The 20,925-nt window shown below is 63.2% G+C and carries 17 protein-coding genes and 2 pseudogenes; 7 read left to right on the forward strand and 12 right to left on the reverse strand.

Annotated elements, in window-relative coordinates; all coding sequences use genetic code 11:
- Positions 1 to 15 precede the first annotated feature (15 nt).
- Both FB475_RS19375 and FB475_RS19380 read right to left on the reverse strand, forming a co-directional pair.
- Positions 16 to 1,209: a hypothetical protein gene (locus FB475_RS19375; protein ID WP_141857626.1), complete on the reverse strand. Its 1,194-nt coding sequence runs from the start codon at positions 1,207 to 1,209 to the stop codon at positions 16 to 18.
- On the reverse strand, positions 1,206 to 1,760 hold the full coding sequence (locus FB475_RS19380) for a DUF4365 domain-containing protein (RefSeq protein ID WP_141857627.1): 555 nt from the start codon (positions 1,758 to 1,760) through the stop codon (positions 1,206 to 1,208). The genes FB475_RS19375 and FB475_RS19380 overlap by 4 nt, the downstream gene beginning before the upstream one ends.
- Before the next feature lie 669 nt (positions 1,761 to 2,429).
- Here FB475_RS19380 and FB475_RS19385 point away from each other — a divergent pair.
- Positions 2,430 to 2,939 carry a hypothetical protein gene (locus FB475_RS19385; RefSeq protein WP_141857628.1) on the forward strand — a complete coding sequence of 170 codons (510 nt, stop codon included), beginning with the start codon at positions 2,430 to 2,432 and terminating at the stop codon, positions 2,937 to 2,939.
- A gap of 53 nt (positions 2,940 to 2,992) precedes the next feature.
- On the opposite strand, the gene FB475_RS19390 is transcribed toward FB475_RS19385, so the two are convergent.
- Positions 2,993 to 3,274, reverse strand: coding sequence for a hypothetical protein (locus FB475_RS19390; protein ID WP_141857629.1), 282 nt, complete (start codon positions 3,272 to 3,274; stop codon positions 2,993 to 2,995).
- Positions 3,275 to 3,674: 400 nt separating this feature from the next.
- Between FB475_RS19390 and FB475_RS19395 the strand changes: the two are divergent.
- The 3 genes and pseudogenes from FB475_RS19395 to FB475_RS38400 all read left to right on the forward strand — a co-directional run bounded on the left by FB475_RS19395 (position 3,675) and on the right by FB475_RS38400 (position 6,590).
- Positions 3,675 to 4,936: pseudogene (locus FB475_RS19395) on the forward strand (IS481 family transposase).
- A gap of 165 nt (positions 4,937 to 5,101) precedes the next feature.
- The gene (locus tag FB475_RS19400; protein ID WP_202878367.1) at positions 5,102 to 6,307 is read left to right on the forward strand and encodes a tyrosine-type recombinase/integrase; all 1,206 of its coding nucleotides are present in this window, start codon (positions 5,102 to 5,104) and stop codon (positions 6,305 to 6,307) included.
- A gap of 100 nt (positions 6,308 to 6,407) precedes the next feature.
- Positions 6,408 to 6,590, forward strand: a complete 183-nt coding sequence (locus FB475_RS38400; protein WP_420359225.1) for a GntR family transcriptional regulator — start codon at positions 6,408 to 6,410, stop codon at positions 6,588 to 6,590.
- Positions 6,591 to 6,688: 98 nt separating this feature from the next.
- Here the strand turns inward: FB475_RS38400 and FB475_RS19405 are convergent, their stop codons facing one another.
- The 5 genes from FB475_RS19405 to FB475_RS19425 all read right to left on the reverse strand — a co-directional run bounded on the left by FB475_RS19405 (position 6,689) and on the right by FB475_RS19425 (position 12,563).
- Entirely contained in the window at positions 6,689 to 8,122 is a 1,434-nt protein-coding gene (locus FB475_RS19405; protein ID WP_141857630.1) for a hypothetical protein, read from the reverse strand.
- Between the two features lie 354 nt (positions 8,123 to 8,476).
- Positions 8,477 to 9,385 (reverse strand): IS21-like element helper ATPase IstB, encoded by a 909-nt coding sequence (gene istB / locus FB475_RS19410; protein ID WP_238332231.1) that lies wholly within the window; start codon positions 9,383 to 9,385, stop codon positions 8,477 to 8,479.
- Positions 9,297 to 10,529, reverse strand: a complete 1,233-nt coding sequence (istA, locus tag FB475_RS19415; protein ID WP_141857631.1) for an IS21 family transposase — start codon at positions 10,527 to 10,529, stop codon at positions 9,297 to 9,299. Before istA ends, istB begins: the two co-directional genes overlap by 89 nt.
- A 360-nt stretch (positions 10,530 to 10,889) precedes the next feature.
- Positions 10,890 to 11,897 (reverse strand): DUF6602 domain-containing protein, encoded by a 1,008-nt coding sequence (locus FB475_RS19420; RefSeq protein WP_141857632.1) that lies wholly within the window; start codon positions 11,895 to 11,897, stop codon positions 10,890 to 10,892.
- A gap of 195 nt (positions 11,898 to 12,092) precedes the next feature.
- The gene (locus FB475_RS19425; RefSeq protein ID WP_141857633.1) at positions 12,093 to 12,563 is read right to left on the reverse strand and encodes a hypothetical protein; all 471 of its coding nucleotides are present in this window, start codon (positions 12,561 to 12,563) and stop codon (positions 12,093 to 12,095) included.
- Positions 12,564 to 12,966: 403 nt separating this feature from the next.
- Here FB475_RS19425 and FB475_RS19430 point away from each other — a divergent pair, with 403 nt between their 5' ends.
- Positions 12,967 to 14,097, forward strand: coding sequence for a hypothetical protein (locus FB475_RS19430; protein ID WP_141857634.1), 1,131 nt, complete (start codon positions 12,967 to 12,969; stop codon positions 14,095 to 14,097).
- Between the two features lie 379 nt (positions 14,098 to 14,476).
- Here the strand turns inward: FB475_RS19430 and FB475_RS19435 are convergent, their stop codons facing one another.
- From FB475_RS19435 to FB475_RS19445, 3 genes are all read right to left on the reverse strand, one after another.
- Positions 14,477 to 15,721: an IS256 family transposase gene (locus FB475_RS19435; protein WP_141857635.1), complete on the reverse strand. Its 1,245-nt coding sequence runs from the start codon at positions 15,719 to 15,721 to the stop codon at positions 14,477 to 14,479.
- A gap of 100 nt (positions 15,722 to 15,821) precedes the next feature.
- On the reverse strand, positions 15,822 to 16,337 hold the full coding sequence (locus FB475_RS19440) for an MBL fold metallo-hydrolase (RefSeq protein WP_141857636.1): 516 nt from the start codon (positions 16,335 to 16,337) through the stop codon (positions 15,822 to 15,824).
- Between the two features lie 181 nt (positions 16,338 to 16,518).
- Complete coding sequence (locus tag FB475_RS19445; RefSeq protein WP_141857637.1) at positions 16,519 to 17,961, reverse strand: hypothetical protein; 1,443 nt, start codon at positions 17,959 to 17,961, stop codon at positions 16,519 to 16,521.
- A gap of 110 nt (positions 17,962 to 18,071) precedes the next feature.
- Between FB475_RS19445 and FB475_RS19450 the strand changes: the two genes are divergently transcribed.
- Complete coding sequence (locus FB475_RS19450) at positions 18,072 to 18,917, forward strand: hypothetical protein (RefSeq protein WP_141857638.1); 846 nt, start codon at positions 18,072 to 18,074, stop codon at positions 18,915 to 18,917.
- Entirely contained in the window at positions 18,914 to 20,506 is a 1,593-nt protein-coding gene (locus FB475_RS19455; RefSeq protein WP_141857639.1) for a DUF262 domain-containing protein, read from the forward strand. Before FB475_RS19450 ends, FB475_RS19455 begins: the two co-directional genes overlap by 4 nt.
- A 129-nt stretch (positions 20,507 to 20,635) precedes the next feature.
- Here the strand turns inward: FB475_RS19455 and FB475_RS19460 are convergent.
- Positions 20,636 to 20,849, reverse strand: a pseudogene (locus FB475_RS19460) (IS1634 family transposase); the annotation flags it as partial.
- Positions 20,850 to 20,925: the final 76 nt, after the last annotated feature.

Below are 20,925 nucleotides of genomic sequence, written 5' to 3' on the forward strand. Positions count from 1 at the left end.
CAACGTCACGCTGCGTCAGAATTCGAGCTGCTCCTGTTCAAATGAAGTCGAGGGCACACGTGGGACCTGGTCGGATTCATCGAGAATCTGGACGTAGTCCGGCTCATAGATCCAGAAGAGATGTCCCTCCTTCTCCATTTCGCCTGCTACTTGGACCCGTAATTCATTTTGATGCGCATACATTGCGATCTGATATTGCTCTTCGGTCAGTCTAACCCGAGCCTTCCGCGCTGTTGCGCCCTCTTCAATATTGAGACGGATTAGACGGTCGGGGTCGCCAGATTCGTGACTCAAGAAGGTGACTTCACCGACCAGCACAACGCTCTGTGGCTCAGGGTCGAGCGCTAGTGTCGTTGCAGCCTTAGCCAGTACGGCCGAGTCCGGAGCGTCAAAGGCAACTGAAATTCCCTGAGATGCCTCAGTGTCGGCGCGACTCCTATTTGTGGACACTCCAGAATCGCCGCCGGCGCAAAAATCACTAAGGGCCTTCGCGAACTCGTAAGAGATGCCGTCTGAAACGGCCTCCACGAACAATCCAAGATCAGGTTTTGATTTGTATTCGTCTAGGCATGCTCTTGCGGTCACAAGGGCATGCTCAAAGGTCGCCATGATGTTCCTGCCGCTCAAGGTTTCGGAATGCCTCGGCGTTGACGTAGCAATCTTCGCGCTCTGCTGTGTCAGGTGAAACCGCTGCCGTGATGGGGTGAATGCTGTGATGATGAAGCTGCCGATGGCGGTCTGTCCCATCAGGGTACTCTCAAGGAATTGCTTCGCGACGTAAGCGCTCGCATTCCCGTGGTAGCGTCGCTTCTCTCGTGACGCCTTAGCGGAAGCCACTAACTGTGCCTTTGCGGATTCATACAGGAGCTCGCCAGACTCCCAGGCGATTAACCCAGGCGTCAGCGACGTCTCCTTTTCCCAATGCGTAGAATCCAGTGCTGCATTTGTCTGCGTGTGCAAGATTGCCAGTAATTCATCGGCGGTGCGCCCGTATTGTCGGGTCAGGTGCCGACGGGCCTTGGTTAGCAGTGCAGCGAAATCTCCCCGAGAAGGATCGAGCGGCAGTAGTACCTCATCGTCTGAATCCCGAAGTCGCTCGGTCCAAACTTCGTAGGCGCCAGGGACATGCGACGTCGGACTCCAGTCGAAGTGCCGCAGAAGTGCGGTGAGTACTTCGAGCTCGGAGACGGAGTCAGCATGCTCAGTCACGGGGCGCCACCTTGGCCGATACGTTCCATAATGTCGCAGAGCGCCACATCATCGAAGATCTGCGCCTTCGATATTTTAACATCCTTCTTTTCTGCGTCCGTTTCCCCCGCTCCCGCAAGGTTGATCCAATAGGCGCAGTAATGAACTGACAAGGCGTTATGGCTCGACACGATCCATTGATCCTGATCCGCCGGCATTGCGAGGCCGACGACGATCTTGTGCACACTCGGATTGGATACCGCGTAATAGTTGTAGCGCTCCTGCCCCAAGCGCACCTTTACGAAATCGCTGCCGAAGTCAGATGCGGTTGTAGCCTTGAGCTGAATCTCCAGTCTCGCCACCCGATCTGTCGCCAGGTGCGAGTCAGCTCGGTGGGTGACGGAGACGTCGATACCTTCATCGATCTCAGGTCTAGCTATGACGCAACCGGCAGATGCGCAGACTGCGCGCAGATAACCTTCCTGAAATGACTCCATCAAGTCTGTAATCCGCTTGGGAGATCCCCTCAGCGGCGGTCTCGACGGCAGACTTAGTAACCCCTCCCCAGGCATGCGCCGATGCTACGTGCCGACGGCGAAGCTTGACTAGACCAGAGTTCCCAGCTTGCTGCCTGTATTCCTGACAAGTTTCTCTACGTCTTCAAGACGGGCCCCTCCAGGGCCCGAAAGCGCGCCGCCACCACAGGGCGGGCCGCCTGCCCGCCACTCCGCTTCGCTGCGCTCTGGGCGCGTCCCTTGGCTTGGCGCGCACGTGCCAACAGGGTGCCGGGTCGAAGACAGCAGAACTCGCCGTCAACGCTCGACACCTTGCCTGGTGCATCAGTCGTCGGAATGGCCGGCGACCGCTTCCGGTCCGGCTACCTACCCCGACCGTCCGTCCGTGGGTTCCCGCATCGGCCCGCTAGCAATCATGGAAGGGGGCGGTCCGGCACGGCACGCGTCAAGGGCGCCTACGGCGTCCCTCCGGGATCTCCGACCCTTGACCCGCACCGCACCGCACCTAAGGTCGGCAGCTATCGGGGCGATGCGGGAGGTCTGCCCGTGCGCTTGACACGTAAGCGTCAACCGCGGGTGTTGCGTCCTCTGTAACACCGACGATCCCGCGCCGATGTACTGGTCAGCATCAAGGGGGGAACTATGAGCTTATTCAGGCGGCGCCGTAGCGGGCCTGAGATCTGGGCGAATGCTGGACGAAGCAGGCGGGATCGAACTCGGATACTGATGACCCTGTATGACCGCCTTGGGGGAACGTGGGGCAAGCACCGCCTCGACATGCTCGACATTCCGAACGAGTTTCCGCTGATGGACATGCGGGTGGTCATGTCGCTTCCCGATCCGTCGGCTGAGAGTGAGGGGCGCTCTCGCATCTTCACGAAGACGGAACGCGCCACCCTCTATCTGACGAACCTGCGATTGTTCCTGAGTGCCGCATCCGATCCGTGGGGCGCTCCCGATGACGTATTTGCAATTGCCGAGATGCACGAAGTGGCATGCCCGGTGCCAACCATCGCGGGAGGCACGCCAGATGCTGACGTATTCGCTTTCACCGTAGGTGATCCTGCCGCACCCAATGGAGTCTTCATGCGTCGAGGCGAAGCCACATCGCGATCGACCTTTGAGGAGTTCGTGGCGATGCTCGCCGAGCTCGTGACTACGCACCACGGGATGGCGCGAGCACGGCACGACATGGCTGCGTACCAGGAGAGGCTTCGGCAGGCCGGCTATAAGTAGACGCTCGGACTTGGCTGACCAGCTTGACGCGCAACCGTCAATAGTGCATCTGGTCAGCGCTCGGTGCCGTAACGAGCGGCCTGCTGTGTCCCCTCGCTGGGCCAGACGTCGATCGGACGCAAGTGGTAGTCGGCGAACCAGTCCTCGACGGAGCGTCCTTCTCGGTGGTCCGGGACGTAGACCACGCGGGCCGCCCAGGCGCCGGAGTTGGTCTGTCGCCACTCCAGGATCAGCCCCGGCGACGGTCCACGCTCCCGAACCGTCCGCAAGACCCAGCAGTGCCGAGCCGTGAGGTTCGGAGGCGAGTCCCGAGGGTACCGACGATTGCTCCCCATGACGAGAATTATAGAACAGATGTTCGATCTCGCGTTGACGCTTACGTGTCACTGACGGGCTGTGGGGCAGGTTGGTCGGCAAGCCCCTGCATCGTGCGAACGTAGGTTGCTGCCCACCAGATTGCCCACCGTTTTGGACGCGAACCACTACCAAGCGATGAGAACTGACGACAGCTACTCTAAGTAAGACTTCCCTGGTCAGGCGCAAGATTCGACCGGCGTTGCGGAGTACTGCACAACGTGGATACCCAATCCGCGGGTTGTGGGTTCGAGTCCCACGGGGCCTACCATTGTGATGTATGGCCTCGGCTGATGGACGACAGATCGTCCTCGGTTGAGGCTTTACATGTTTTCGGCTGATGGTTGACGGCTACTTCGGTTGATTGTTGACACTCCCGGTATGCGGGAGATGAGTGTGGCTGAGCAGCGGTATCTGGCCGTGCTGGCGGTGGTCAGTGACGGTGAGACGGTGAAGGACACGGCGGCGCGGTTCGGGGTGTCGCGGCAGACCCTGCACGCGTGGCTGGCCAAGTACGAGGCGGGCGGGATCGAGAATCTCGGGGATGGGTCGCATCGGCCGCGGTCGTGTCCGCATCAGATGCCGGCCGTGGTCGAGGTCGCGGTGGCCGAGCTGCGGCGGGCGCATCCGACGTGGGGTCCGCGGCGGCTGGTGCACGAACTGCGACGTGACGGTGCCGCAGGGCTGGGGCCGGTGGGATGGTGCCGGTGGGGTTGGTGCCGTCGGAGTCGGCGGTGTATCGGGCGCTGGTGCGGTTGTCGTTGATCGATCCTGGGGCGCGGCGGCCGCGGGACCGCAAGTGGCGTCGGTGGGAACGCGGCCGGCCGATGGAGTTGTGGCAAATGGACGTAGTCGGCGGGTTCGTACTGGCCGACGGGCGCCGCGCGAAGGCGTTGACCGGGATCGACGACCACTCCCGGTACTGCGTCAGCGCCTATCTGATGCTGCGAGAGTCGGCCCAGCGGGTCTGCGAGGGGCTGGCCTTGGCGATGCGCACCTACGGCGTCCCGGAGGAGATCCTGACCGACAACGGCAAGGTGTTCACCGGCCGATTCAACCACCCACCGGTCGAGGTGCTGTTCGACCGGATCTGCCGGGAGAACGGCATCACCCACCGGCTCACCCACCCCCGCTCACCGACCACGACGGGCAAGGTGGAGCGGTTCCACCGGGCGCTGCGCACCGAGTTCCGCACCGACCGGGTCTTCCCCGACCTGGCCACCGTTCAGGCCGAACTGGACGCCTGGGTGGCCGAGTACAACCACCGCCGGCCGCATCAGGCGATCGGCATGGCCACGCCGGCCGACCGGTTCCTGCACGCCGTAGCGGCGCCGGTCACCGCACTGCGGCCGGCCACTGCGGCCACGGGCTCCACCACCAAGCCTGATCCCGGCCGTGGTGACGGCTACTGGGTCGCCCGGCGCGCCAGCCGGACGGGCGTGGTGTGCGTGAGCTGGCAGCAGGTCTGCCTCGGCATCGCCGCTGCCGGCCGCAACATCGACGTCTGGGTCACCGATACCGTCTTGCAGTTCTTCGACGGCGACCAACTCCTCCGCACCCAGACCCGCGACCAACCAGGCGAAGTACGCAAGAAGAAATCATCCGTCCCCGGCGGCCAACGCCGCCCTAAACTTCAAAACTGAATGTCAAGGATCTACCGAAACAGATCCGTCACCCATCAACCGAAGGTGTTCAGGCCGTGAATCCCTTAAGAATAAAGGGATTCTGATGAACCTGGACGGCTGATCAGTGCGGCAGATTGCAGCCTCATGGGATCAAACGTGGTGCGAATCGATACCATTGATCACATGGCAAAGGCTCCGAGACGGCGCCAGCGCGCCCGCGGCTCCGTCGAGGAGCTTCCCAGTGGCGCGCTCCGAGTGTCCGTGTACGCCGGCGTCGACCCGGTTTCAAAACGTCGCCACTATCTTCGCGAGACGATCCCGGCCAACTCGCCGAAGGCAGCCGAGGAGGCGGAGCGAGCTATACGGCGGCTCCAGACCCAGGTCGACGAGCGGCGGCAGCCTCGGACCAACGCGAGTGTAAGCCAGCTCATCGAGCGACACCTGGAGCTCGCTGAGCTGGACGAGACCACCCGCCGCACGTACCGCGGGTACGTCCGAAACCACATCGAGCCGTTGATCGGGCACGTCAAGGTCGGCGCGGTCAACGCCGACGTTCTCGACTCGTACTACGCCGAACTCCGGCGCTGTCGTCGCCATTGCGATCGACGCCCCTTCACCGAACACCGCAGCAAGACCCCGCACGAATGCGACGACCGGTGCCGTCCGCATGAGTGCCGGCCGCTCGGTGCGTCCACGATCCGCCAGATCCACTTCATCCTGAGCGGCGCCTTTCGTCAGGCGGTCCGGTGGAAGCGGGTATCGGTGAACCCGATGCCCACAGGCAAGCCTCCAGCAGCGCCCAAACCCAACCCCCGCCCACCGACTGCCGCGGAGGCCGCACAAATCCTCGAGGAGGCGTTTGCCGACCCGGCGTGGAGTACGTTCGTCTGGCTTGCGATGGTCACCGGCGCCCGGCGCGGTGAACTGTGCGCCCTGCGCTGGGCGAAGGTCGATCTCGAGCAGGGCACCATCGTCATCGATAGCAGCGTGGCCCAGAACAGCAGCAAGAAGTGGCTCAAGGACACCAAAACCCACCAGCACCGCCGCCTACGGCTGGACACGGAAACCGTGGCGCTCCTCCGCAAGCACCGGGAGACGTGCGACGAGAACGCAGCGAACCTCAAGACCAAGCTCGGGCCGGATGCGTTCGTGTTCTCACTCGCCCCGGACAACAGCGAGCACCTGGTCCGCGACAGCGTTTCGCAGCGCTACAGCAAGCTGGCCACCCGCCTCGGCATCGATACCCACCTGCACAACCTGCGCCACTACTCAGCCACTGAACTGATCGCTGCAGGAGTCGACATCCGAACTGTTGCCGGCCGCCTCGGCCACAGAGGCGGCCGGCACCACAACGCTCCGCGTGTACACAGCCTTCGTCTCAGAGGCTGACCAACGCGCCGCGACCGCCCTGTTTGACCGCCTCCCAAGCCGCCCAGAACAGCTTAGTGAGCGTGAGCGAATCCAGCGCTCCCCGCGAGCCCCGTACGAGGTGATTGCGGCCAAGCTGAGCGCGGCAATCGAATCTGGATTATTGCCGGAGGGCACCTCACCTCCACCCACAAGCCAGCTAGCCGAACAACACGCGGTATCGGACGGGACCGTCCGCCGCGCTCTCGACCTCCTACGCGACTGGAACCTTCTCGACGACACCCGGCGTACCAAACCCGCGTAGTAGCAATAGCGACGGTCAGGCAGCCTCTGTTGCCGCGGCGCCCCGCCGACTTGCAGCGGCGCGCCGATCCTCTTGCCCGCATATGTGGCCATCAGGGACTAGTCCATCCGCGGCGCCTGGGGGTCCTCCTCGGAGGCATCTGCGGTTCCGGGCGGCGATGACAAATCCTTCTGGCCAGATGAGGGACCCTCCGTCGATGGGAAGTTGTCCGCATCGCCCAGTATTACACCGCGCATTCGACTAAAAACAGGCGGTCGTCGATCGATACTGTAGGCAGAATACACATTATTTAGTACGGTCTCACTGTATCCGATGATCATCGCCGCCCCAGGTAGGGCAATGATGCAGGCCCCCACCGACGATATTGCGGCGCTGTGCCTGACATTCTGAGCCAAGAGGATGGCGATGATGGTCGCAAAGGTGGACATGCAGGTACAGATAATCGACAGGTGAGAAAGCAGTCGCCGAATCAAAAGATATGGTTCAGAGTGTTGGGGGAACATCTCTGGTCGAAGACGGGAGACTGTATTAAGAAATGCCACCGAGCCAAGCAGGGCGAAAAAGGCGGCGGCGATCCACCAAGCAACTGTTCGGCCAAGTAGTAGTGGAGGCACGATCTCTGCGACACCGAGGATCACCGGTATCGCGGTGTCTCGGAACGTCGGGGACCATCGCATGACCGTGCTGAACCATAGATATTCATACGACACGATGATGAGGCCCGCCAAGCTAAAGAGCGATAGCGGAACCGTCTGAGGAGCCGATTCGATGCCTACTTGTTTCAGATGGTTCACGGTCTCGACCGTCAGAACGCTCAGCGCAACGCCTTGGATGATGCTTATGTTCGTCAAGTATCCCTGGGGAAATATCTCGATTGAACGCTGCAATAGAGTTTCATGATCGAGCGGCTGCAGCACTCGGCGGGTGCGTCGTTTTACAACTCCAACGTGCGGGAGCGTCGGGTCGGGCGTCAGTCGTCCAGACGGCTGCCCCGGCTGCTGTTCCAATGGAGGCACGATTTCTGGCGTGGCTATCACTACTGAGACGATCAAGAGACCAGGCAACATTAAGCCAACGGCCAAGCTCACGGCGATGGCGGTCGATTGATCGGGACCTTCCCAAGCCGAGCCGGACCTCGCCATCATCCAACCAGCTGCCACAGGCCCAGCAATGCCATAGGTCAACAGCGCGAAGGTCGCAAAGGTGAACGGCCCGGTGGCGGCTGGTGTGGATGAGATGTCTCGCCACCACTTCCGCAGGAAGCGGCGGCCGGCAGTCAGCATGGTGGCCAGCAGCAAGACGAGCACTGGTACCGCCCACGTCGCGACCGAGAGCGTCTTGGGCACCTTGCTGCCGTACATGATGCTCAGGTAATCCAGGCTCGTCATGGTGAGCAGTAGCGAGACTGCTGCCGCCACCCCGAGGATCATGTACCTCGACAGCGAAGCGAGAACCTTGTGATCGCGAATCGCAATCGGGCTTTCCGTGGCGCTCTCTGCGTGGTCGGCCATCAGCCAGCTGATGCCTGTCATCAGGGCGAACCCTCCGACTCCCAACATGCCGTGCCCTGGTGCGCGCAGGGGCAAGGTAGGTCGGGCCTCTGCTTCAAGGCCGGTGACGCGCGGCTTGCCCGGGTTGGTGTCCCACTGGAGGTCGAGCTCTGAAGCGGTACCGGCCCGCATGGAAGCCACTCGACTGTGCTGATCGCGGGCACCTGCTCGACGCGCAGCGCGGGGTCGTAAAGGTCGGCGGTTCGTGCGGCGAGGCCAATTCCGCTCTCGATCAGGTACTGCCGGACAGCGCGCCAGTCTGACTGGCTGGCTTTGTCGACGGCGCTCCAAAGCTGGTCGGTTCCGGCGCTTGAAAAGTGAGCGGTTGTGGGCAGTCTAGGACTCGTTTTCCCCGGCGGTGGTGCGGATGCTGGGGAGGCTGTCGATGCCGCGTCCGCGGAGCCGGTAGCTGGCGCCCTTCAAGGTGAGGACGTCGGCGTGGTGAACGATCCGGTCGATCATCGCGGCGGCGACCGCTTGGTCGCCGAACACGCCGCCCCAGCCGGAGAACGGCAGGTTCGAGGTCAGCACGAGGGAAGCGTGTTCGTAGCGGGACGAGACGAGCTGGAAGAACAGGTTCGCGGCGTCTTGTTCGAACGGGAGGTAGCCGACCTCGTCGACGATGATCAGCCCGTAGCGCCGCAGTCTGGTGAGTTCTTGGGGGAGTTTGCCGGCGCGGTGGGCGTCGGTGAGCCGGGTGACCCAGTCGGTCGCGGTCGCGAACAGCACCCGGTGGCCGTGCCGGGCGGCCGCGACTCCGAGAGCGGTGGCTAGGTGGGTCTTCCCGGTGCCGGGCGGCCCGAGCAGGACGACGTTGCGGGCCTCGGTCAAGAACCCACCGGATGCGAGCGCGGCGACTTGCTGTCGGATCGTGGGTTGGGCGTCGAAGTCGAAGTCCTCCAGTGTCTTGGGAGCTGGGAAGCCTGCGGCACGGATGCGTAGTCGGGCGCCGGAGGAGTTGCGGGCGCTGACTTCGCGTTCGAGGACCGCGGCGAGGTAGTCCTCATGGGTCCAGCCCGCGTCACGGGCTTGGTCGGCCAGCCGGGTTGCGGCCTCGGTGATCCGCGGTGCCTTCAATGCGGCGGCCAGGTAGGTGATTTCTTGACCGCCTCGGTCGGCTTCGCGGCGGGTTTCGTCCTGGGATTGCTGGTAGCCATCAGCTGATTCCTTCCTCGGTGAGCCCGAATGCGCGGTCGTAGTCGCTGAGATCCCGGGCGAGATCATCACCGGCGGCAGCGACGACACCGGCAGCTGTGGCGGTGCGTGGTTGCTGGAACTGCTTGCGCAGCCAGGCGGCTGTCTCGACATGGACCGGGTCGGTGACGGTGGTCCCTCTGGCCCAGACACGGGAGTGTTCGGCCACGACGCGGCCCTCGCAGCGGACCCGGACGCGGTCGAGGTCTGCGGCGACGTCGACCATCCGGCCGATCACGGCCGGGTCGACGGAGTAGTCGTTGGTGTCGAGGCGGACGTAGTAGTCGCGGCCCAGCCGGATCTTGTTGCGCCAGCCCAGATGCAGCGGGACCGGCGGCAACGCCAGCATCGCGGCCCGGTCGGCGTCGACCAGGTCGGTCGGTGCGGCCTTGAGGGTGCGCACCACTCGCGCGTTCGCTCTGGTCAGCCAGTCGGTGAACTGGTCGTTGAAGTCCGTCGGCGACGCGAACCTGCGGCCGGGCAGGAACGAGGTCTCGAACCAGCCGTTGCGCCGCTCCACCACCCCCTTGGACTCCGGGTCCCGGGGCGGCAGCAGCACCAGCTTGGTCGCCAAGGTGCCCATGAATGACGCGACCCCCTCGGCCCGGCGCTGGCCGCGGCCGATGCCCGGCTCGTTGTCCCAGATCAGCCGGCGTGGAACCCGCCCGAACTGCTGGATCAGCTCCCACGTGCCCAGCAGCAGGTCCTCGGTCTTCCGGGTCGGGATCATCCTGCCGGTGCTGAACCGCGAGTGCGCGGCGGTGATCACCAGCACCGGCAACAGCTTCGCGGCGCCGTCCTCGAGCGGGATCCTGCGCGGCGGGAACCACAGATCGCACTGCGCAGCATCACCGGGTGCCCACACGATCCGGTCGGCCGGATCGACCGGCCGATGCTCGGGCCGCAACCGCTTCACGTTCTCGCGAAACCACCGGATCGACCCCGTCCAGCCCACCCGCTCGGCCAGCACCGTCGCCGGCATGTCCGGGACCTCCTCCAGCAACGCCCGCACCGCCGGCTCAAACGCCGTGAACGACGTCGGCCCTGGCCTGCGCACATACCGCGGCGGGGAATCCGAGCTCACCGCCTTGATCACCGTCGTCCGCGAGATCCCCAAACGCTCAGCGATCCGCGACTTCGGCACCCCGTCAGCCGCCAACCTCCTGATCAGCGCCCAGTCCTCCAAAGTGATCACTCTCCAATCGTCGAGTGCTCACTTTTCACCGCCGAAAGTGTTCAGTTTTCGAGCGCCGCCGACAACCACACCAGTCGATGGTCCGCGCCCAGTGTCCGAACTGGCTTGCGTCGGGTGCAGCCAAGGTGATCCGCCAACTGAACCGTGACGACATAGTCGAGACGCATGGCATGACTTGTGGCACGAAATGACGGGTACGCATGGGGAATCTCGCGCTCGCTGAGGGTGGCCGTGTTGCTAGATGTGCTGGTAGAGAGCGAATGCGACGGTGTAGTTCTTCCTCGTAATGAGACGGACATTGATTCGATTCCATCCCGCGGCTTCGCGTCGGCGGGGCTCCGTAAAGGAGTCGTGACGTTGTCAACTGCCCGTCGGTATAACCAGCTTTGCGTGGCCCTCGTCCTCCGGAACCACTTGACCACCCACCGCCTCTACCGCCCGGAGGTCGCCTGCTGTGAGCGACTGGCTGTCAAGCATCATCGTAGTGATGCGGGCTGCGGTCGCGGGATCCATTTCAAGACCTGTCAGCGTTTGCTGCCCAGCGGCCTCAGCGCGCCGGCGGGCAACGTCAGGTGACGTCCCTCGTACCGTGCCGCGCAACTCTGCATGTTCCTCTGGCGCGTAGCGCATCAGGTCGATTGGCCGCCGAGATGCGCCGACTGAGACCACAGTGCTCAAGGCCGTTAGCCACAGGAGAAGCGCGTTAGGCGGGGGGATGTCGAGCAGCGTCGCCAGCTCGGTGGCGACCGGCACAAGTGCGGCAGCCGCACCTGAGAGATCAGCATGAAGGGAGACCCCTCGATCCAGGTAACAGACACTTCCGATCCGATCCTGCAACGCGTGCGACGACAGAAGTTCGTTCAGCTCGGCCGCGTACATGCCGTCGCTCTCGTAGGCGAACACGCTGTAGTAGATCGGGAGTTCGCTCCACCTCGACCCATAGGCCTCGATGGTCTGGACGGCGCGACCGATGTATGCGTCACGGCGTAGCTGCATCACACTGTCGCAGTTGGCAACGACGCTGGGTATATCCGCCGCGGTCAGATGCATCTTCACTTCGATCACGGCGACCACCCCTTCGGCGGGCACAACATCCCATCCATCCAGGGCGCTCTCGAAAAGAATTGGAGTGCGTAGTGCGTCGTAGATGATGACGTCTGCTTGTTTGCTCAGTCCGCCGTTCGCGTCGACCACGTGCCCTCTGGTGATGCCGAGCGAGCCCGGGAGCCGTTGCTTCAAGAACTTGGCCAAGACCTCCTCGGCAGCCCCTCCCTTCAGCTCAGCGCGCTTAGTTGCCAACCTGATCCTGGCCAGGTCCAGCTTCATAATCTGGGCGGCATTCGCGATCAGGTCGGCGAGCTTGACCACTTGGTCTCCTTGCGGGTTTGTATGACCTGGCGCGGCGCCGAGGTCGCCGATGAATCTGTGAGCCGCGATACGTCGAGGGTAAGCGCTGACGCGTAACCACATTCGGCACGGAGGCCCACGCACTTGAGGGGCCGATCCGTACGACAGCCAGACTGTGAGTTTGACCTGCTGCTGGCGGTCCGGCGTTTCCGCCGGTCAGGACCGTACGGACTCAAACAGGTTGGCTGGCGGCCGCGCGCCCTCGGCGCGGCGGCCGGCGGCGTCTTCGTGGTCGTGTTCGTTCCAACCGAGTCGTCGCCAGAAGCCGTCGGAGGTCGCGTCCAGCGACAGCGCAAGCAGCGGTCCGGGAAATGCCTCCTCGAGCATGGCGACTACGGCCCGCCCGATGCCGCGACAGCCGCGACGCAGGTCCTCACGTACCTCAAGGAGATGGATCTCGGTCGCCCCACCGACGGGGACGCGTCGGGTGGGGTACGCCACGCCAACGAGGGAGCGCGTTTTGACCTGGGCCCGGGCGACCTCCCCCATTGCTGCGTCCGTGACGCTGCACCAGACAGCAGGGCTCTTGGCAGAGCCAACCCACCAGTTGGGGTTGAAACCGCGGGTGTTGCCGAAGGGCTTCTGCACCCACCGGGCGGATTGGGCAGCGGAGTCGATCAGCGTCATTTCGAGGTGCACGGTAGCGATCCTGACATCTGAACTCGCAGTCCGCGACGCCCGGGCCCTCCGCATCCTCATGTCCCGCTCTGCTGGTCGCCTTGGCCGCTCCAGCCCTGGCAGAGGGATGACATCGGGGACGCTGACTATGATGATCAGACTGCGCCTCTCACCCCGCGGTGAGTCGCCCTCCCGTGACACGGTTCGTGACGCGAACTGGAGTCAACTCGTGCGGGCAGAGGTGTCCAAATGAGGCCTGAGCGGCACTCCTGACGCCTAGAGATGGCCAAGTCGAAGCCATCGCGCAGCCTAGCTGTCCGCAGGTCGTGAGTTCGAGAGTTGTGGGCAGACCGGACAGAGTCGCGGTTTCTTCGATGCGCGAACTGTGATCAGATCGATCGAGAGGTGACCTATGCCCGCTGTCTGTGCCTTCTGCGGTCGCGCCGGCAAGCTGACCGGTGAGCATGTCTTCGGTGATTGGGTGGGCAGGATCGGGCTGGGACGGGATCCGGTGCCGCACGGTGCCGGCCGGTTGAACCGCGTCGGGCGTGAGCTGGGAGTCCGCAGCCCCTTCGGTCAGAAGGTGCGGGACGTGTGCGGTGAGTGCAATCACGGCTGGATGAGCCGTCTCGAGTCCATCGCTCAGCGCGTGCTGACGCCCATGATCCTCGGACAACCCGGCACGATCGCCGTCGCAGATCAAGGGCCGATCGCGGCCTGGGTCCAGAAGACCGCACTTACGGCCATGCTGGTGTCCTCGGAGGAGGAGCGACAGAACGGTTACGGACTTCCGGCTTCGGAGTATCGAGCACTGCACGACCTGCGCGACGACCAAAATCCCTTGGCGGCCAGCCAGTTCTGGGTCGGACGCTATCAAGGCACTCGCCTCGCGGCGGCTCGGGTCACACCCCTCGTGGTGCATGTCGACGGTCTATCGGACCCGGATCAGCCTCAGGGCTATGCAATGACAATCGCTCTGGGGCAGCTAGTACTCCAAGGCTTGCGTTTCACAACACCAAGTCTGGAAGTGCAGATGGATACCGGCCTTGAGCTACCCCAGATCTGGCCTGCCACTGAGCCTGCTGTCTGGCCGGATGGACTTCCTCTGGACGATGCGACCTTTCTCGGATTCGCTGGCGGTAAGGACTTCCGCTCGAGCGATCAGCGCATTCAGCTGCGAGCATGGCGCCCAGCCACGGAGCTGGCACCGAGCCGACTCGCCGGTGGCATGGTTGAGCTACCGACCGCCTGCGGCAAGCACAGTACGTTTTACCCCGCCGCGCTCGTTCATGAGGCGATGCGGGGCCGGTTCTCCGCCTTCACGTTGTCGTGTGCCTGTTCGACCCACTACTTGATCGTGACAGAGCCAGACGGCGCACGCTGCAAGGCGGCGGCCACGGCAGAGCTGATTTCGGAGCTCTATCAGGCATTGCCAGGCTATGAGGATGAGATTCCGAGCGAAGACGGTGCGTTCAAGCGCAAGCGTCTGACACCTTCAAGTCCCGTCCCGACCCGGGATGGCGCCCCGCCAAACGCCAGCTGACGCGATCTGTACGCCTTCCCGGCTCGCGCGGCGCATCGCCTTGGCCGCACACGAGTCGGTCCGCTACGACGTGATCGGCGCCACGACTGGGCTGAGGCTATAGATCGCCGAATTGACGCAGGAGCCACCTACCAGCAGCCCGCGATCGGGCAGTCTGGAGCAGTGCGAGTCACGCGTAGAGGTTGTCAAGTCGCGAACGTCGGAGCAGTGTGGCGGAGTGCGCGATTACCTCGAGGAGCTAGCGGAGCTCAGCCGGATGCGGGAACGTCTGCGAGCAATCCGTGAGAGGAAGTGCGAGCCGAAGTCGAACCAAAACCCGCGATACCTGGCGGTCAAGTCCCTGGGAGTGGTGTAGTGCTGCGTGATCCTGGGGCTGGGTTTAGGCGGTGAGTGCTGGGAGGTCGTCGGTGTCGATGTCAGGTTGGGTGTTGATGGTGGTCAGTCGTGGGCGGGCGAGAACGTCGAGCCCGAGGTAGCGCCGTCCTTCGGCCCATTCGTCGGTTTGTTCGGCCAGGACGGCGCCGACGAGGCGAACGATGGCGTCGCGGTTGGGGAAGATCCCGACCGCGTCGGTGCGGCGCCGGATCTCCTTGTTCAAGCGTTCAGCGGGGTTGTTCGACCAGATCTGTGTCCACACGTCTTTCGGGAAGCTGGTGAACGCGAGCACGTCCTCGCGCGCCGTGGCGAGGTGGTCGGCGACAGCGGGGAGCTTCTCGCCGACGTAGTCGAGCAGCCGGTCGAACTGGGCCTGGACCGCGGCCGCGTCGGGCTGGTCGTAGACCGAGTGCAGCATCGCCTTCACGGCCGGCCACATGCTCTTGGGACAGATACCCATCAGGTTCGCGGCGTAGTGCGTTCTGCAACGCTGCCAGCCGGCGCCGGGCAGGTTCGCCGCGATCGCTTCCCGCAGACCGGCGTGCGCGTCGGAGGTGACCAGCCGGACGCCGGCCAGGCCGCGGGCAACCAGGTCGGCGAAGAACTCGTTCCAGGCCGGTCCAGTCTCGGACGTGGCCACGCGCAGGCCGAGGACTTCGCGGTGCCCGTCGCCGTTCACGCCGGTGGCCAGCAGTACGACGGCGTTGACGACCCGGCCGCCTTCGCGGACCTTCATCGTCAACGCGTCGGCGGCCACGAACGTGAACGGGCCGGATGCGTCCAGCGGCCGGTGCCGGAAGTCCTCCACGATCGCGTCCAGGTCGGCGGCCATCCTGCTCACCTGGGACTTCGACAGTGAGTCGATGCCGAGGGTCTTGACCAGCTTGTCCATCCGCCGGGTGGACACGCCGGCCAGGTAGCAGTCGGCCACGACGGTGATCAGGGCCGACTCGGCGCGTTTGCGGCGCTCCAGCAGCCACTCCGGGAAGTACGTGCCCTTGCGCAGTTTCGGGATCGCGACGTCGGCGGTCCCGACCCGGGTGTCGAGATCGCGGTGCCGGTAGCCGTTGCGCTGCGCGACACGGCCCGGGGCGGGTCGTCCCCACTCGGCGCCGACCACCGCGTCGGCATCGGCCGACAGCAACGCGTTGATGATCGACTGCAACAGCGAACGCATCAAATCAGGCGACGCCTCGGCGAGCGCCTCGCCAAGCAGACCGGCAGGGTCGACAATGTGTGGTGCGGTCATCGTGATGGTCCTCGAGGATTCTGTGGAAGGTTGACTCGAAGGATCACGCGGTGACCGCTTCCTCGTCCACGACGAGCTCGGCGACCGCGCTACACCACTATCAGGGACTCAACTGTTTCGGTCGCCGGATTGGCTCAAGACGACCCTGCGCGTCAAGGCCGCGCGCGGTCGCCGCCGGCATGCCCACAGGAAGCCCGTCGAACCGTCCTCGTTCGAGGCCCCCAATGTGATCACGATGGTGATGGCTGATCAGAACCAGCCGGTCAGAGTCGCTCCTGAACTCCTCGATGCCGAAACCAGCGTCGAGCAGCAGGCTGGCTCCATCGCTGAAGGTCACCCTGACTGCTGTGCCTCCATCGGAGCCGTCTGTCGCAGCGGCGATGTCGGAGAGACGAGCGCTCGTAATCATGGGCAGGTCGCGACCCGAGCCAATGGCGCGAGCCGACGCGGCGCTTCCCAGACGTTCAGCTTGAGGCAGCGGGTACCAGCCCGTGGCGCTGACACAGTCCTTCCCAAGGTCAAAGAGCGCGTCGCGACCTTTATGGTGAGAATCGGTCCTGCACACGGCGATGGTGTACCGGAATTGCCCATTCATCTTGAAGTCGATGAATCGCACATGCTGAACGCTGCTGAAGGCCGTCCCCAACACCTCTGCCAACGCGCCCAGTGCTTCATGCCCGGGCTGAAGTACGGCACTTCGATGACCGTAAAGGAGCTGCTTGGCTCGGGCACGGGGTCCGAACCAAGGCTTACGGGTCATTTCAAACGTCGGACGTCCCATCCAGCCCTCCCGTGGGTCACTCCGACGCGGTTGGTGCAGTCGCTGGATGTTCCTCGTGCTCCCTCCGAATCGCATGGAGGACGGCATCGAGGTCGGCGGCGTCATAGCAGATGTGGTGGACCCAGTGCCCGTTACCACCCCAGGCGTTGACGGCTGCGACCCATCGGCGGGCGGCCGTCGCCTTAGCGTCGTCCTTCTCGTCCGGATCACCCTTGCCTTCGACAAGGATTCTCAGGCCGTTGTCGAGGCGGACGACAAAGTCTGGCCGGTAGCGGTATGTGGTCCCGAAGTACAGGTACGGGATCTCAAGGAACAGCTTGTGGTTCTTCACCCAAGCCTCGACGTTCGGGTGTCCGTCGAGAACCGCGCAGATCCTTCGTTCCAGCCCAGAGTCGCATACCGCGTGGGATAGATGGCTCTTCTGGGTCGGTACGCAACGGTCGGTTGGTGAGTTGAAGTTGAGCCCATCTGTACTGCCGATCGGCTGGTACTCGTCGAGTGCGGGGAGGAACCGTTCGGGCCCTTCGCCGGGGCGAAGCGCCGCGGACAGTCGCTCGCGGATGACGGTTAGGTAACGAAGGTTGCATACTTCGCGCGGGTCGACGCCGTCGGAGTAGTCGATCTTTCCGCCGTTCCCGGTCGGGCGGACGACTCGCTCGGCGATGTTGAGGGCTTGTGGGAAGAGCCACGGCTTGCTGTACGGCTCGATGAGGCCAGCGGCGACGCGGAAGAGGAGCCGCTGAATGCGGAAGTTCTGGTAGGCGCGCTCGCGGTCCTGGGTGACGCCGCCCATGCCGGCGTGCGGAGTGCCGAGGTCGAACTCGACCCATGTCTCGGTTGGGTCGAACCGAGGCGTCACCCGGATAGGCTCGATCGCGTCGAGGTTGACGTCGAGTTTGTCCTGGATGTCCGGGACTATCTGGACGAGGCGCGGGAACTCGATGAGCCTGTCTTGCCGGTCACGGATGCTATGGACGTTGGTGTAGTCGGGCGGCGGGCTCGGCTTGCCGCCGCCGGCTTTTGCCATCGGCAGCAGTTGGAATGGGACCCCGTAGATGTCGACGTATTCGGGCTGGCTCAGGTCGCTCATGCTGGAGCGGCGCAGCCTCCGGCCCACGACCTGCTCGCATAGGAGCTGGGATTGAAACGCCCGGAGGCCGAGGATCTGAGTCACGTTTCGTGCGTCCCATCCCTCGCTGAGCATCTGAACGGATATGAGGCATCGAACCTGCTCGCCTGGCTTGCCGATGCGGCCGACGGTGGCGACGATTTCGCGGGTCTGCTCTCCTGCACCGTCGCCCTCTCCTGCCTCGGCCTTCGCCAGCGCGTCAGAGTCGATCCGGACAGTAACCCGGTCGCCGGTTTTAGAGTTGACGAGCATCGGCGACGCCTCACCGAGTTCGGCAATGTGCTTCTCCAACAGCCGTGCAACGTTCGTGTCGTGCGCGATGACGACCATCGCCGGAGGGAATACAGCGTCTCCCAAGCCGGCGTCCGCCGCGGGGGCTACTACAGGGACCGAACCGAGAGTCCACCTTGTGTCAGCTAGTGAAGGGTGTGGATAGCAGTATGATCGTCCAGCCGCGAGGGGACGAGGGGATGCTGACGAAATTGCGACGGTGGCTCAAAAAGAGACGAATCCTCGGGAGTGCGATCAAGCTCGCCACGCTCCTCATGGTCGCCTCGATCTTGGCGATAGTCTTGGCTGGCCTGCTTCTGGGGAAGATGCTCACCCTCCAGACTGTGGCGTTTGCCGTTCTGGGTGCGATTTTGCAGTCAGCGTTTCTCGGCCTGGTCTATGAAGTATGGCTGCGCTCGGAAGTCGAAGACGCAACGCTAGAGAAGCTCGGCACTTCGAAAGATGTGAGAGAGCATGGGCTGATCAGACTGGATACAGAAGCTAAGATCGACTGGTCGTCGCTCCTTGAAGGAGCGCGAGAGCTCACGATCGTCGCTCGCAGACCGGAGGCGCTGATTGGCAACTTCGATGACTTCATCATGCGCTGCGCACGAGACGGGGCGCTAGAAGACTTTCGAGTCGCGATACCGGCTGATCGATGGGAGGAGAGCCTGCCTTGGTGCGAGAAGTTTAAGGCAAGTTGGTCCGCAGCTGCTTCCGCATCCAGTTTTTTCGCAGTCAAGGTAGATGGATCGACGCCATATGACATTTTGGCGACCGAGAGCCGTTCCATTCTGCTCCTGCATCCTGTCGTAAGTGCTCCCGGACTGGAGACTCTTAAATTGCTGGAGTTTCGCAAGCGGAACGAGGACGGCATTGGCGCGTGGTTGGCGCGTCAGAAAGACGTCGTCCTAAGCACGCCCGCCACATTCGGCTATTCCCCTCCAGTGTCGACCGCCACTCCAGAGATTCCGCCAGCGGATGTTGAATCGACGGATGAGGAGAAGCTCACATGAGGCGATCGGTGGACTTCGTCCTGCAAATCTGGACGGCCGCAGATGCGATTCGGCGAATAACCAGTGGATATCTTGGTCTTCCCGACTTTCAACGTCGATTCGCGTGGTCGACGTCCGATGTCAAGGCGTTTCTGTCGACCGTCGTTGGCGGCCTTCCTTCTGGCACCGTTATGGTCGCTGAGAATCGGATGCTAAATGTCGCCCTGCGCGAGCTTGAGGGTGCGCCGCCACTGAGACAAGGAGCGGGAGAACTCCTCGCGCTGTTAGACGGGCAACAGCGCCTAACAGCGCTTCTGCATGCACTGCATGATATCGGCCCCGAGCAATACTTCGTGAATTTCGACGCCCTGCAAGGCGGCGTTGATGTGCTCGAGGACGATGTTGTCGTATCGAGGCGCCGCGGCAGTCGAGCAATTTCCGATAAGAGTGCTCTCGTTCCGTTCTCGGCACTACGCAATGACCATACGTTCTTCGCCTGGCTAGCGACGCATGCGAGGTCATCACGGACTCGAGAGTGGGGAGAGATATTCTCAGAGAGATTGCAGGCCGCGGATGACTATCGCATCCCCGTGACCTATCTCGGTGGCGAACTTGGGCTCGCAACTGTTGCGCAGATCTTCGAGAGGACGAATAAGTGGGGACAACGTCTTGATGCTTTCGATCTGCTGGTGGCGCGGGTCCGTGGAAGCGGATGGGGGCTTCGAGACGCTTGGGAGGAGGCTGGCAATAGATACCCTGCCATAGGACGGGTCTTCGGCGACAATGGCCTTCCGACTATTTCCGCTATCGCGCTTCGCTCCATAGGCGAGGTCCGCAGGAACGCCGTATTGTCCTTGCCTCCTGCCCACGTGGAACAGCACTGGCTCGAGGCCGTCGAGGCTACGGCCAGCGTCGCCGAACTCCTCATAGGCGAGGGTGTGCGGAGGCCGGATCTACTCGCTTACGACACTGTCGCCACCGCAATGATTGCCGCTCGAATCGATGGCGCAAGCAACAGCCTGCTTAGGCACTATTATTGGCTAGCGTCAATGAACCGTTGGCATGAGGTTGCGTCCAACACTCGAGTCGTAAGCGACTATAGGCATATTTCGGTAGGAGAGGTCGACCCAACGATGCCTATAGAGCTCCCACCGGTTGAGGAGTTGGAAGCGAATACGAGACGGTCCAGTCGAGCACTCTGGGGAGCCATGGTGGGCGCGATGCTGACGGCCGAGCCACGTGATCTAGTTACCAGCGAGGTCGTTAGTTCCGCGCTACCCGAGGGGGAAGATACATGGGCGCTCGTTTCCCTAATTGCTGGTGGCGCCGCGTCTGAGACGTCGGCGGACGTCCCCGCGAGATTGCGTACGGCGGCACAAGTGTTCGTGATGCCTGGAATAGGGAGTCGACTTCGTCGCTACGGCCTTATGCGAGTGTTGCGAGAGCGAGAGGCGCAACCTACCCTTTTTGAGAACAGCCTAAAAGATGATCTCGCGAGTCAATTGTTGCCTGTGAGTACCAGCGCGCTGGAGCGCCAGCGACCCCGTGACATCATCAGAGAACGGGCAGCGCGCATACGATCACTCGTCGAAAGGCGTATTGCATTCTAAATGCTCCGGAGGACTCAACCTGTCTCGCGGCCGTCGGAACTTCAGCAGTAGGCCTGTGCTGCTCATTGGCGTTGCATGAGGCAAGCGACTATCACCTGAGTCGGGCCAAGTTAGTTAGTGCGCACCGGTTCAGGTGATCTGGGGGAGTGCGTCGCGTACGTCGGTGGGCAGTAGGTCTTCGGCGGCGAGTAGTTGCTGGTCGGCGTGGATCTGGACGGTGCGGTAGCGGCGCGCGGTGGTAACGAACTTCTTGACCGACCAGCCGGTGCGGTCCCGATGAGCGGGTAATGGCCAGGGCAGCGAACGCGATGGTGCGGTGGGCGTCGATGGACTCGCGTTTGTGGGTGGTACCACAACGACCCCGATGCCCGCCGGCCAGGCAGCGTCTACCAGCAGCTGCGCGGCCAGCTCGCCGCGTT

It is taken from the genome of Kribbella jejuensis (assembly GCF_006715085.1).
In the GTDB taxonomy this organism is placed as follows: Bacteria; Actinomycetota; Actinomycetes; order Propionibacteriales; family Kribbellaceae; genus Kribbella; species Kribbella jejuensis.